Raw genomic sequence first — 12,212 nt, forward strand, 5'->3', positions numbered from 1 at the left:
GAGTTGTTGTCATTTTCTCCACTCTCAGTGCAGATTTTTAAAAAACAGTCATTTTTATACCCAAATGACCTCAAGGTGTTGTTTCAGTGAGAATGCATTTGCCCTTAGGCAAAGTACTGATTTAAAAATCAGTAACTCATCCTAGGGCGAGTATATCTAGTCACCGTAACGATAGTTTTTTGAGTAACACATTGAGAAATCCCCCCAAATTTCTAGGCTGAGCAGGTTTGGTCTCGATAGAAGTTAATGTTTCATCGGGAGCTACAATTGTTGGGTCTTCTGCTGGTAAATGGTTTCTTTGTTGTAGCTCTAATTCAATCTGGTTCGCAATTTCAAAATGGCTGAATAGTGACTCTTCACCATTGTATGATTTTACGCGATCGGTAAATTTAGGGTAAACCGAATTAACGTGCTCTAGCACACGTTCATAGATGGTGTCGCTGTCGATAAGAATTTCATCAATATCATGATGCAAATAGTCGCGAATCGCACGGTTCAATACGTTACTTTCTTGGTGAATTAAAAATGGTGCACTGTTTGAATCAGCTGCGTTTTTGATGTCTGCCCAGTGGTTGAGTATCACATTAAGGTCCCACTTTAGATCTTCGCCATTTCTTCTTATGCCTGCATTACGAACGATAAGACCCATACCCAGTGGAAGTTCCAGTGTGCTTAGTGCTGCTTTTAGTTTAATACGTTCATCACCTTCAATGCGGCGAGAAATTCCGCCAGCACGAGGGTTATTTGGCATTAATACTAGGTAGCTACCTGCAAGTGAGATAAAGGTGGTTAATGCTGCGCCTTCGCTGCCACGCTCTTCCTTTTCTACTTGGACAATGACTTCTTGGCCTTCTTTAAGTACTTCTTTAATGCTTGGGCGGCCTTGGTAGGTATATCCGGCTAGAAAGTATTCGCGGGCAACTTCTTTGAGGGGGAGAAAGCCATGTCGTTCAGCGCCATAATCAACAAAAGCAGCTTCTATACTTGACTCTATACGGGTGATTCGTCCTTTATAGATATTGGCTTTTTTCGATTCATGACCGGGGCGTTCGATGTCCAACTTGATGAGTTGCTGATCGTCTATTAGAGCGACATGGATTTCTTTTGTTTGAGTGGTATGTATTAATAGTCTTTTCATCGAAAAATCTCATTATCAACTTTTATTGTCAGATATCGGCTCATTAGCCATACCAAACTGAATGATTTTTGGTCTTCTGCAGGAAGCGATGAACTATAGCAATGACAATAATCCCCGCCAATTGGCTTTAGAGTTTAGGTGTGAAATTTTGCGTCTTGTCCCCAAAAATGGCGAACTGAGCCAACTAAAGTATGAATAGCCATTGGACATAGATGGTGTGTTGATGTTGTTTTCAGCGTTCCAGCCGTGCTAACAAGAATATTGCTATTATTTTTACCGTTTGAGACAGGAATAAACGTAAAAGCTCGCTTTTTGATAAACACCCAAATAGGTTTTTGGTTGAATTAAGGTTAAAATAGCCGCCATGAGTGAAATTAAAACACAAGTCCAGTTCGTTGATATTGACGAAGACATGGCTGGTCAACGTATAGATAATTTCTTACGTAACCAATTAAAAAGTATTCCTAAAAGCATGGTGTATCGCATCTTGCGTAAGGGCGAAGTGCGCGTTAATAAAAAGCGAGTGAAAGCAGAATATAAAATTGCAGCTGGTGACGTTGTACGTATTCCTCCGGTTACGATACAAGAACAAGATGTGAATGCGCCTGCTCCAGTTAGCACTAAACTCAATAAAGTGGCTGAACTTGAAGACCGTATTATTTATGAAGATGATCATATGCTCATCTTGAATAAACCATCAGGTACTGCGGTTCATGGAGGAAGTGGGCTAAAATTTGGAGCGATAGAGGCGTTGCGGGCGCTGCGTCCTCAGGCTCGTTTTCTTGAATTAGTGCATCGTATTGACCGAGATACATCAGGTATTTTGTTGGTCGCTAAAAAGCGTTCTGCACTACGTCACCTTCAAGCTCAGTTTCGTGAAAAGACCGTGCATAAGTATTACTTTGCATTGGTGATGGGGCAGTGGAAGAATAACTGTAAATCAGTTAACGCACCGCTTTTGAAAAACGAAGTGAACAGTATTGTACGTGTTAACCCTAAAGGAAAACCTTCAGAAACACGTTTCAAGATTCTAGAAAAATTCAAAGAAGCGACGTTGGTGCAAGCAAGCCCGATTACTGGCAGAACTCACCAAATTCGCGTGCATACCCAGTATATGGGGCATCCTATTGCGTGGGATGACCGTTACGGAGATCCTCGTTTTGATGCCTACACGGCTCAATTTGGTATTCAGCGTCTATTTCTCCATGCGGCGAATATTCAATTTACTCATCCGGGTAGTAATGAACGTGTTGAAATACATGCGCCTTTAGAAAGACGATTAGAAAAAGCATTGGAGCAAATACGTAAAGAGCGTTGAGCCAAGGTTTGAGTTGCAGGTTTATTGATTAAGAAGGCTTAGTTAACGTAAGCCTTCTTTTTTTTGACAGCTACTAATCGCTCATCATCATTAGATGGCACGTAAGCCTTGCTTTTCTAACATGCTGATAAGAGTGATGAGAGGTAGACCGATAAGGCTATTGGGATCTTTCCCTTCAAGCTTTTCGAAAAGAGCGATGCCTAACCCTTCACTTTTAAAGCTGCCCGCACATTGTAGAGGTTGTTCTTTACGAACATAATTTTCGGCCATTTCACGGGTCAGTTTGCGAAAGTGAACATTAAACGCCTCACAGGTCGATTCTGTTTCGCCTGTCTGTGTGTTATGAACCGCCAGCCCGGTATAAAAAGTGATGCATTGGCCACTTTGACTCAATAACTGTTCTACTGCTTTTTCCTCTGTATGAGGTTTACCGACGATTTGCTCGTTAATTACACATACTTGATCACTGCCAATGACAAGGCTTGGAGAATTAATGGCACAAGATTGTGCTTTAGTGATCGCCAAACGTGTTACAAGTTCTTGAGCGCTTTCATTTGTGAATGGCGTTTCGTCACAGTTTGGTTTTGCTGTGATAAAAGGAATTGCGAGTTTTTCAAGCAATTGTTGGCGAAAAACCGAGGTAGAGGCTAAAACAAGTTGGTAATTCTGCATTTTAATTTACAATGTTCGTAGGTTTTGTAGCAGCATATCTTATTCACTATTGCTGTTCATAACTATCGACGTGAAAAGGGAAAAAAAAGTAACTTTTTTGCCTTTTTCTTTGACTAAACTTGTTTAGGAAGATAATATTCGCGCCCTATGCAAAAGGTAAAAATACCGCGAACGGTTGATCCGGGCAAAGCGGCTCAGAAACGACTTGATTACGATGGCATCATCCAAGTCAGTCTTTTCAAGCGCTTAGCTGAATCAGTCGAAGGCGTAAAACGCGACGCTCAAGTAACATTGTCATTTGGGTTGGATGAACAGCGACTCGTTGTTATCTCTGGTAAAGCTAACATCGAAGTTGATTTAGAGTGTCAACGCTGTAACGAGGTTTTCGCATATGAATGCGATGTCGAGTTTACTTATACACCGTATTACAGTGAAAAAAGTGAACAAGACGCACCGGAAGAGTATGATTTGGTAGATCTTAACGAATACGGTGAAGTGGACCTTATACAGTTAGTTGAAGACGAGTTCATCTTAAACTTACCCCAAGTTGCAATGCACGATGAGTCAGAATGTAGCGTTGAATCAGACAACTTGGTGTTTGGTGAACTTCCGAAAGAAGTTGCGGAAGAAAAGCCGAATCCATTCGATGTTTTAAAAAGTTTGAAGAAATAATCGCTTCAAACGTTACTTAACATAGGAGTAGGGTCAATGGCCGTACAACAAAACCGTAAAACACGTTCTAAGCGTGGCATGCGTCGTTCACACGATGCGCTAACTACAGCTGCTCTATCTGTAGACGCGACTTCAGGTGAAACTCACCTACGTCACAACGTGACTGCTGACGGTTACTACCGTGGCAAAAAGGTTATCAACAAGTAAGGTTGACCTTTGCTTTATTTAACCGTTGCACTTGATGCAATGGGCGGTGATTTCGGTCCCCGTGTCACAGTGCCTGCCGCCGTGCAGGCACTGTCGCATTTCCCGGAGCTGAAAGTGTCTCTTGTAGGCGACCAGTCACAAATTGCCCACCAACTATCTCTACTAGGTTGCAAGCCAAATTCTCGTTTGAGTATTGTGCATAGCGACCGAGTTATTTCTAACTCAGAGAAACCTTCTTTAGCACTTCGTCATAGCGTTGGGACATCCATGGGAATTACCGTGGATCTTGTTGCGAATGGCAAAGCAGACGCTTGTGTAAGTGCTGGCAACACCGGAGCTTTGATGGCTCTCTCCCGTTTTAGACTAAAATTGTTACCAGGCATTGATAGGCCGGCACTTGTGTCAGCGTTACCAACGGCAAGTGGTAAAAAAACGTGGATGCTAGACTTAGGCGCGAATGTGTCGAGTGATGCAGATTCATTGTTTCAATTTGCAGTAATGGGAGCAGCGTTAGCAGAAGAACATTTAGGCCGTCCCCCGCGCGTGGCAATATTAAATATTGGCGCTGAGGAAATAAAAGGCAATGATCTTGTCAAACGTTGTGCAGAGATGCTTAATCAAACTCAAGCAGTGAATTACATTGGTTATATTGAAAGTAATCAATTACTTCTCGATGTTGCAGATGTTATTGTTAGCGATGGCTTTGTCGGTAATGTATGCCTTAAGGCATGCGAAGGCACAGCACAACTCTTTATTGATAAGCTTAAAGATAGATTTTTAGCTTCATCCATAAAGGGTTGGATTGCTCGAAAACTGTTTTCGGATTTATTTACAGAACTAAAAACGTTGAACCCCGACCAGTATAACGGTGCAAGTTTGTTAGGATTGCGCGGCATTGTCATAAAAAGTCATGGAAGAGCAGATGTATCCGCTTGCGTTAATGCAATTTCTGAGGCGGTACACGAAATCAAACGACAAGTACCCAGCCGGATAAGCGATCGTTTGGAAGCGGTTTTACTCGAGAGGCATTATTAGTCTTCATGTATAGCAAAATATTAGGTACAGGCAGCTACCTGCCATCTCAGGTTCGTACGAATGCGGACTTGGAGAAAATGGTAGATACAAGTGATGAGTGGATTGTCACTCGCACCGGAATCCGTGAGCGCCGTATTTCTGCTGAAAACGAAACAGTGGCAGATATGGCAACCATTGCTGCGCGTAATGCGATAGAAATGGCTGGTATCGATAAAAACGATATCGATATGATCATTGTCGGTACGACTAGTGGTAGCCATAACTTCCCATCATCTGCTTGTCAGGTTCAGGGGCAATTAGGTATCAAAGGTTGTCCAGCATTTGATATTGCTGCAGCGTGTTCAGGCTTTATTTATGCGTTATCTATCGCAGATCAACATATTAAATCAGGTATGTGTAAAAACGTACTTGTGATCGGTGCTGATGCATTGTCAAAAACCTGCGATCCGACAGACCGTTCTACTATCATTCTATTTGGTGATGCAGCGGGTGCAGTAGTACTTGGTGCAAGTGAAGAGCCTGGTATCATCTCAACGCATATTAATGCGGATGGTGCATTCGGTGATTTATTAAGCCTTGAATCTCCAGAACGTGGTGGTGAAGCTGATAAATGGCTACACATGGTCGGTAATGAAGTATTTAAAGTCGCAGTGACTCAATTGTCTCGTTTAGTGAAAAACACACTAGCGGCTAATAATATGGACAAGTCAGAGTTGGATTGGTTGGTTCCGCATCAAGCGAACCTTCGTATCATTTCTGCGACAGCAAAGAAATTATCAATGTCACTAGATCAAGTGGTTGTGACACTAGATCGCCATGGTAATACATCAGCAGCAACTGTCCCGACTGCTCTCGATGAAGCGGTTCGTGACGGACGAATTCAACGCGGTCAAACGTTGCTTCTTGAAGCATTTGGCGGCGGCTTCACTTGGGGCTCTGCCCTCGTTAAGTTCTAGTTAGACATTCGATTATAAGAGGCCAATTTGTGCTTCTTATAGTCATTCTTATTGAAAGGAAAAAAACAATGAGCAAGTTTGCTATCGTCTTTCCAGGTCAAGGTTCTCAAGCGGTTGGAATGCTATCTGATCTTGGTGAACAGTATGATGTCGTAAAACAAACATTTGCTGAAGCATCTGAAGCGCTAGGCTACGATCTATGGGCTATAGTGCAAGATGGCCCTGCTGAAGATCTAAACCAAACTTTCCGCACACAGCCTGCATTATTAGCATCATCAGTGGCTATTTGGCGTGTATGGCAAGAACAAGGTTTAGAACAGCCTGAAGTTTTTGCAGGTCACAGCCTAGGTGAATATTCTGCGCTTGTTTGTGCTGGAGTTATCGACTTTAAAGAAGCGATTAAGTTAGTTGCTCTACGTGGTGAACTAATGCAAGCTGCGGTTCCTGCAGGAACTGGCGCAATGTACGCTATCATCGGTCTAGGTGATGACGAAATCGCGAAAGCATGTGAAGAAGCTGCACAAGGTGAAGTGGTTTCTCCAGTTAACTTTAATTCTCCTGGTCAAGTCGTTATCGCTGGTCAAAAAGCAGCAGTAGAACGTGCAGGTGCTTTGTGTAAAGAAGCGGGCGCTAAACGTGCTCTTCCTCTTCCTGTTTCAGTACCTTCGCACTGTGCTCTAATGAAACCAGCAGCGGATAAACTTGCTGAAGCATTAAAAGAGATTGAATTTAACGCACCGCAAATCCCTGTTATTAACAATGTGGATGTAGCGGCTGAAACTGCACCAGAAAAAATTAAAGATGCGCTTGTTCGTCAACTTTACAGCCCAGTTCGTTGGACTGAAGGCGTACAAAAAATGCATGAGCAAGGCGTTGAAAAATTATTCGAAGTTGGTCCAGGTAAAGTTCTTACTGGTCTAACGAAACGTATTGTTAAAGCCCTTGACGCAGCCGCCGTGAATACTGTGGCTTCACTTGAAGCGGTTAAGTAAAGAGTAGGATATAAACATGAGTAATTTCATGAGCCTTGAAGGTAAAGTTGCCCTAGTTACTGGCGCTAGCCGTGGTATCGGTCGTGCGATCGCTGAGCATCTTGTTGCTCGCGGTGCGACCGTTGTTGGTACTGCAACTAGTGACAATGGTGCTGAAGCAATCAGTGCTTATCTAGGCGACAATGGTAAAGGTCTGGCACTTAACGTAACAGACGTTGCTTCTATCGAAGCTGTATTAAAAAGCATTAACGATGAGTTCGGTGCGGTCGACATTCTTGTCAATAACGCGGGTATTACTCGTGATAACCTATTGATGCGAATGAAAGATGATGAGTGGACAGACATTCTAGACACTAACCTAACATCGATCTTCCGTCTATCTAAAGCAGTGCTACGTGGCATGATGAAAAAACGCCACGGTCGTATTATCAACATCGGTTCGGTTGTTGGTACTATGGGCAACGCGGGTCAAACTAACTACGCTGCAGCAAAAGCTGGCGTGATTGGTTTCACTAAGTCAATGGCACGCGAAGTTGCATCTCGTGGCGTAACAGTGAATACTGTGGCTCCTGGTTTTATCGAAACAGATATGACTAAAGCGCTAAACGATGAACAACGTGCTGCTACACTTGCACAAGTTCCTGCGGGTCGTCTGGGCGATCCTAGTGAAATTGCTTCAGCGGTTGCTTTTTTAGCATCTAACGAAGCGGGGTACATTACTGGCGAAACATTGCACGTTAACGGCGGAATGTACATGGTTTGATACCATTTCTTACTGAGTCGGATATAAACTTGTGTTAGAATTCCGTCTCTTTAAGAAGATTGAAAGTTATTTGGACATAATCTGTGCATGATAACTCTCAATATTGGTATGAATTTCGGTTAAAATCGTCAAAATTGTGGTTTGACCAGCAAGGTCCCCCTTGCAACTTTCCCTAGTTCTAATAAACTACGGAATCATCGCATTAGGCGAAATCTGTAAAGGAAAAGAAAAAATGAGCAACATCGAAGAACGCGTAAAGAAAATCATTGTTGAACAGCTAGGTGTAGACGAAGCAGAAGTTAAAAACGAAGCTTCTTTCGTTGAAGATCTAGGTGCTGATTCTCTAGACACTGTAGAGCTAGTTATGGCTCTAGAAGAGGAATTCGACACTGAGATTCCTGATGAAGAAGCAGAGAAAATCACTACTGTTCAAGCTGCGATCGACTACGTTAACAGCGCTCAGTAATATCTCTCCCCAGGCGGCCCTCTGGCCGCCTGAGTTTTTTATAACTCATCTATACCTCTCATAGAATTTTTCAATTCCGGAGAATATGATCGTGTCCAAGCGTCGTGTCGTTGTCACTGGCATGGGTATGTTGTCACCGGTAGGCAACACAGTAGAATCTTCTTGGAAAGCCCTGCTAGCTGGTCAAAGTGGTATCGAAAATATCGAACACTTTGATACTACTAATTTTTCAACTCGTTTCGCAGGTTTAGTTAATGATTTTAACTGCGAAGAGTACATGTCTAAAAAAGATGCTCGTAAAATGGATTTATTTATCCAATACGGTATCGCTGCGGGTATTCAAGCTTTAGACGATTCTGGTCTAGAAATCACCCCAGAATTTGCGCCACGTATCGGTGTGGCAATTGGTTCTGGTATTGGTGGTTTGGATCTTATCGAGAAAGGCCATACCGCTTTAGTGGAAAAAGGCCCACGTAAAGTAAGCCCATTCTTTGTTCCTTCAACTATTGTCAATATGGTTGCGGGTAACCTTTCTATTATGCGTGGTCTGCGCGGTCCAAATATCGCGATTTCTACTGCATGTACAACTGGCCTACATAACATCGGCCATGCTGCACGTATGATTGCTTACGGTGATGCAGAAGCGATGGTGGCAGGTGGTGCTGAAAAAGCATCTACACCTCTAGGTATGGCTGGCTTTGGTGCTGCAAAAGCGCTTTCTACTCGTAACGATGAGCCACAAAAAGCTTCTCGTCCATGGGATAAAGACCGTGATGGTTTTGTTCTGGGCGACGGCGCTGGCATTATGGTTCTAGAAGAGTATGAACATGCAAAAGCTCGTGGCGCGAAGATTTACGCTGAACTTGTTGGCTTCGGTATGTCTGGTGATGCTTATCATATGACTTCACCTAGTGCTGATGGGTCTGGTGGCGCGCTAGCGATGTCTGCGGCTATCCGTGATGCAGGTTTAGACGGTGCTCAAATCGGTTACGTGAATGCTCACGGTACATCAACTCCTGCGGGGGATGTGGCTGAAGTGAAAGGTATTAAATTGGCATTAGGTGAAGAAGGGTCGAAAAGCGTTCTTGTTTCTTCAACTAAGTCGATGACTGGTCACTTATTGGGTGCTGCAGGCTCTGTAGAGTCAATCATCACTATTATGTCGCTTGTTGATCAAATCGTTCCACCAACCATTAACCTGGACAACCCAGAAGAAGGTTTGGATATTGATTTGGTTCCTAACACTGCACGTAAAGTGGAAGGCATGGAGTACGCAATGTGTAACTCATTTGGTTTCGGTGGTACTAACGGTTCACTGATTTTCAAACGCGTACAATAAACCAATAGTATTAATTGGTTTAAGTCTACCTTATCTATATGATGATTTGAGACTTGAGTTAGAACGGCTTGATGCATAGCATTAAGCCGTTTGTTTTTCTGGTCTATAACATTTTAACCCGCATCAAGTTATAAGATGGTAGGCTTTTCATTCTACTCATAATGATTAGATAATTAATAGATTGGGTATAACGACTGTAAGCAAGGATGAGTCATGGTTTGGGTAAATGGCAAAGTGAGCGAACATGTCGCCGTAGGTGACCGCTCTTTCCAATATGGTGATGGATGTTTCACTACTATCCTGACTTGTCATGGTCAGATCCAACGTTGGGAATTGCATTTAGAGCGGATGCGCTCATGCATCGATGCGTTGGGAATGACTCAACCTGACTGGACTCTCATCGAGCAATGGTTAGCAATGGCCATTTTACCAGATGCTAAAGCCGGCCTAAAATTGCACGTTAGCCGCGGTAGCGGTGGGCGTGGCTACAGTCCTGCTCAAGTTAGCCATCCCAATGTTACTATTAGTAACTTTGCATTTCCTGAGCACTACATTCAATGGCAACAGTCAGGGATAAAGCTTGGGATCTGCCAAAAAAAAATGGGATTAAATCCTTTACTCGCAGGTCATAAACACAACAATAGGCTCGAGCAAGTATTGCTGAAAGCTGAGATGGAACAGCACGGCTTTAGCGATGGGATCTGTGTTGATCTTCGCGACTATATTGTTGAAACAACAATGGCAAACGTATTTTGGTTCAGTAATAGGCAGTTATTTACTCCTGATTTGACGATGGCAGGAGTAGCCGGTACGGCACGAAAAACTGTGTTAGAACTTTGTTCGAAACTAGAAGTTGATGCTCATATTGGGCATTATACGCTGCAAGATATAAAACATGCTGAAGAGGTGTTTGTGTCGAATGCGATTATGGGAATTGTTCCAGTTTGCCAGATTGGTGAACAAGAGTATTCAATAGGAAATCAAACACGACGTCTTCAGGAGAATTTTCATTCGTGCTAAAGAAACTCGCCATTATTGCTATCGCTCTCATTATTGTTATGACGGGTGGTTATCTCTTTATCAATTCAAAAGTGACGCAGTATCTGCAACAACCTCTGGTGATTCAAGATGCTCAGGTCATTACTATTCCTTCTGGCGCGAATATTAATCGTGCGCTCTCCATTTTGCAGAAGCATCAGTGGATTCACACCAGCTTTTCTGAACGTTTTGTGCGACGGGTTCGGCCCGATCTGGTCAATATAAAAGCCGGCACTTATCAGTTGACTCCGAAGATGTCTCTGACTGATGCTTTACAGGTATTTAACTCTGGTAAAGAGCACCAATTTGCGATTACTTTCGTCGAAGGAAGTCGTTTTTCGGAGTGGCGACAAATACTAGACAATACCCCATATCTCAAACATACGATTAAAGATGAGAGCGAAGCTGATATCGCTAAGTCTTTAAATATCGAGCACGATAAACTCGAAGGTTTATTTCTCGCCGAAACATATCACTTTACCGCAGGTGAAAGCGACTTAGATATTTTACGTCGTGCGCATAAAAAGCTTATGGCCTACTTAGATAGCGAATGGCAGAAAAAAAATAAAGATTTACCGCTTAAGTCACCTTACGAAGCATTAATTCTCGCCTCGATCATCGAAAAAGAGACCGCTATTGAGAGTGAACGTGAGAGGATCGCTTCGGTATTTGTAAATCGCCTGAATAAACACATGCGCTTACAAACAGACCCAACTGTCATTTATGGCATGGGAGATCATTACCAAGGTAATATACGTCGCCAGGATTTACGCCATAAAACACCATACAATACGTACGTTATTTATGGGCTGCCACCAACGCCAATCGCCATGGTGGGTAAAAATGCAGTGAATGCCGCTTTGCATCCAGAAGATTCAGATTATCTCTATTTTGTCGCTAGTGGTAATGGCGGACATGTTTTCTCGAAAACTTTAAACGAACACAATCGCGCAGTACGCGCTTACTTAAGATATCTTAGAAGTCACAAATGAACGGTAAATTTATAGTCATTGAAGGTCTTGAAGGGGCCGGTAAAAGCACGGCAATCGAGGCAGTCCTTGCGACCTTAACAGCGCATAATATTGATAATTTGGTTCGTACTCGTGAGCCTGGTGGTACGGTATTGGCCGAAAAAATGCGTGCTTTAGTAAAAGAAGAGCATGAAGGTGAAACGCTTCAAGATATGACGGAGCTATTGCTCATGTACGCTGCGCGCGTGCAATTGGTTGAAAACGTGATTAAGCCAGCTTTAGCGCAAGGGGCGTGGGTAGTCGGCGATCGTCATGATCTTTCATCACAAGCTTATCAAGGTGGTGGTCGTCAGATCAGTACCGAGACGATGGACAGTTTAAAGCGTACGACTTTAGGTGACTTTAAGCCTGATTTTACGTTGTACCTTGATATTGATCCTCGAGTCGGATTAGAGCGTGCCCGTGGGCGTGGTGAGTTAGATAGAATTGAAAAAATGGACATCAGTTTCTTTGAACGTACTCGAGCACGCTACCATGTATTAGCCGCTCAAGACGATTCTATTGTTACGATCAACGCTGAACAATCGATTGAACAGGTCGCAGCTGATATTCGTAGAGCACTAGAAAACTGGTTAAAGGAATAAG

The 12,212-nt window shown here is 43.1% G+C and carries 13 protein-coding genes and 1 pseudogene; 12 read left to right on the plus strand and 2 right to left on the minus strand.

All coding sequences use genetic code 11. The annotated features are described in order from the left end of the window. Positions 1-217: 217 nt before the first annotated feature. A pseudogene (locus F9817_RS02980) lies at positions 218-1,138 on the minus strand (ribonuclease E/G); the annotation flags it as partial. 364 nt (positions 1,139-1,502) lie between these two features. Between F9817_RS02980 and rluC the strand changes: the two are divergent. Further along, the gene (gene rluC, locus F9817_RS02985; RefSeq protein WP_161153477.1) at positions 1,503-2,456 is read left to right on the plus strand and encodes a 23S rRNA pseudouridine(955/2504/2580) synthase RluC; all 954 of its coding nucleotides are present in this window, start codon (positions 1,503-1,505) and stop codon (positions 2,454-2,456) included. 90 nt (positions 2,457-2,546) lie between these two features. Here the strand turns inward: rluC and F9817_RS02990 are convergent, their stop codons facing one another. Further along, the gene (locus tag F9817_RS02990) at positions 2,547-3,128 is read right to left on the minus strand and encodes a Maf family protein (protein ID WP_161153478.1); all 582 of its coding nucleotides are present in this window, start codon (positions 3,126-3,128) and stop codon (positions 2,547-2,549) included. 147 nt (positions 3,129-3,275) lie between these two features. Here F9817_RS02990 and yceD point away from each other — a divergent pair, with 147 nt between their 5' ends. The 11 genes from yceD to tmk all read left to right on the plus strand — a co-directional run bounded on the left by yceD (position 3,276) and on the right by tmk (position 12,211). After that, positions 3,276-3,800, plus strand: coding sequence for a 23S rRNA accumulation protein YceD (yceD, locus tag F9817_RS02995; RefSeq protein WP_161153479.1), 525 nt, complete (start codon positions 3,276-3,278; stop codon positions 3,798-3,800). Between the two features lie 36 nt (positions 3,801-3,836). Next, the gene (rpmF, locus tag F9817_RS03000; RefSeq protein WP_021019534.1) at positions 3,837-4,007 is read left to right on the plus strand and encodes a 50S ribosomal protein L32; all 171 of its coding nucleotides are present in this window, start codon (positions 3,837-3,839) and stop codon (positions 4,005-4,007) included. Between the two features lie 9 nt (positions 4,008-4,016). Continuing rightward, a complete protein-coding gene (gene plsX, locus F9817_RS03005) occupies positions 4,017-5,042 on the plus strand; it encodes a phosphate acyltransferase PlsX (protein WP_161153480.1) in 1,026 nt (341 codons plus the stop codon). A gap of 5 nt (positions 5,043-5,047) precedes the next feature. Next, the gene (locus F9817_RS03010) at positions 5,048-5,998 is read left to right on the plus strand and encodes a beta-ketoacyl-ACP synthase III (protein ID WP_161153481.1); all 951 of its coding nucleotides are present in this window, start codon (positions 5,048-5,050) and stop codon (positions 5,996-5,998) included. 68 nt (positions 5,999-6,066) lie between these two features. Then, positions 6,067-6,990: an ACP S-malonyltransferase gene (fabD, locus tag F9817_RS03015; protein ID WP_161153482.1), complete on the plus strand. Its 924-nt coding sequence runs from the start codon at positions 6,067-6,069 to the stop codon at positions 6,988-6,990. Positions 6,991-7,018: 28 nt separating this feature from the next. Further along, positions 7,019-7,753 carry a 3-oxoacyl-ACP reductase FabG gene (gene fabG / locus F9817_RS03020; RefSeq protein WP_161153531.1) on the plus strand — a complete coding sequence of 245 codons (735 nt, stop codon included), beginning with the start codon at positions 7,019-7,021 and terminating at the stop codon, positions 7,751-7,753. 232 nt (positions 7,754-7,985) lie between these two features. After that, positions 7,986-8,219, plus strand: coding sequence for an acyl carrier protein (gene acpP / locus F9817_RS03025; protein ID WP_014204679.1), 234 nt, complete (start codon positions 7,986-7,988; stop codon positions 8,217-8,219). Between the two features lie 91 nt (positions 8,220-8,310). After that, a complete protein-coding gene (gene fabF / locus F9817_RS03030; protein WP_161153483.1) occupies positions 8,311-9,558 on the plus strand; it encodes a beta-ketoacyl-ACP synthase II in 1,248 nt (415 codons plus the stop codon). A 213-nt stretch (positions 9,559-9,771) separates the two neighbouring features. Further along, entirely contained in the window at positions 9,772-10,578 is an 807-nt protein-coding gene (pabC, locus tag F9817_RS03035) for an aminodeoxychorismate lyase (protein ID WP_161153484.1), read from the plus strand. Beyond that, positions 10,572-11,588 (plus strand): endolytic transglycosylase MltG, encoded by a 1,017-nt coding sequence (gene mltG, locus F9817_RS03040; protein ID WP_161153485.1) that lies wholly within the window; start codon positions 10,572-10,574, stop codon positions 11,586-11,588. The genes pabC and mltG overlap by 7 nt, the downstream gene beginning before the upstream one ends. Continuing rightward, positions 11,585-12,211 carry a dTMP kinase gene (gene tmk / locus F9817_RS03045; protein WP_161153486.1) on the plus strand — a complete coding sequence of 209 codons (627 nt, stop codon included), beginning with the start codon at positions 11,585-11,587 and terminating at the stop codon, positions 12,209-12,211. Before mltG ends, tmk begins: the two co-directional genes overlap by 4 nt. The last annotated feature ends 1 nt before the right edge of the window (position 12,212 follow it).

This window comes from Vibrio eleionomae (assembly GCF_009874545.1).
Taxonomy (GTDB): domain Bacteria; phylum Pseudomonadota; class Gammaproteobacteria; order Enterobacterales; family Vibrionaceae; genus Vibrio; species Vibrio nitrifigilis.

Coding starts and splice junctions, on each gene's coding strand:
- rluC (WP_161153477.1), top strand. CDS start 1,503: ATGAGTGAAATTAAAACACAAGTCCAGTTCGTTGATATTGACGAAGAC.
- F9817_RS02990 (WP_161153478.1), bottom strand. CDS start 3,128: ATGCAGAATTACCAACTTGTTTTAGCCTCTACCTCGGTTTTTCGCCAA.
- yceD (WP_161153479.1), top strand. CDS start 3,276: ATGCAAAAGGTAAAAATACCGCGAACGGTTGATCCGGGCAAAGCGGCT.
- rpmF (WP_021019534.1), top strand. CDS start 3,837: ATGGCCGTACAACAAAACCGTAAAACACGTTCTAAGCGTGGCATGCGT.
- F9817_RS03010 (WP_161153481.1), top strand. CDS start 5,048: ATGTATAGCAAAATATTAGGTACAGGCAGCTACCTGCCATCTCAGGTT.
- fabD (WP_161153482.1), top strand. CDS start 6,067: ATGAGCAAGTTTGCTATCGTCTTTCCAGGTCAAGGTTCTCAAGCGGTT.
- fabG (WP_161153531.1), top strand. CDS start 7,019: ATGAGCCTTGAAGGTAAAGTTGCCCTAGTTACTGGCGCTAGCCGTGGT.
- acpP (WP_014204679.1), top strand. CDS start 7,986: ATGAGCAACATCGAAGAACGCGTAAAGAAAATCATTGTTGAACAGCTA.
- pabC (WP_161153484.1), top strand. CDS start 9,772: ATGGTTTGGGTAAATGGCAAAGTGAGCGAACATGTCGCCGTAGGTGAC.
- tmk (WP_161153486.1), top strand. CDS start 11,585: ATGAACGGTAAATTTATAGTCATTGAAGGTCTTGAAGGGGCCGGTAAA.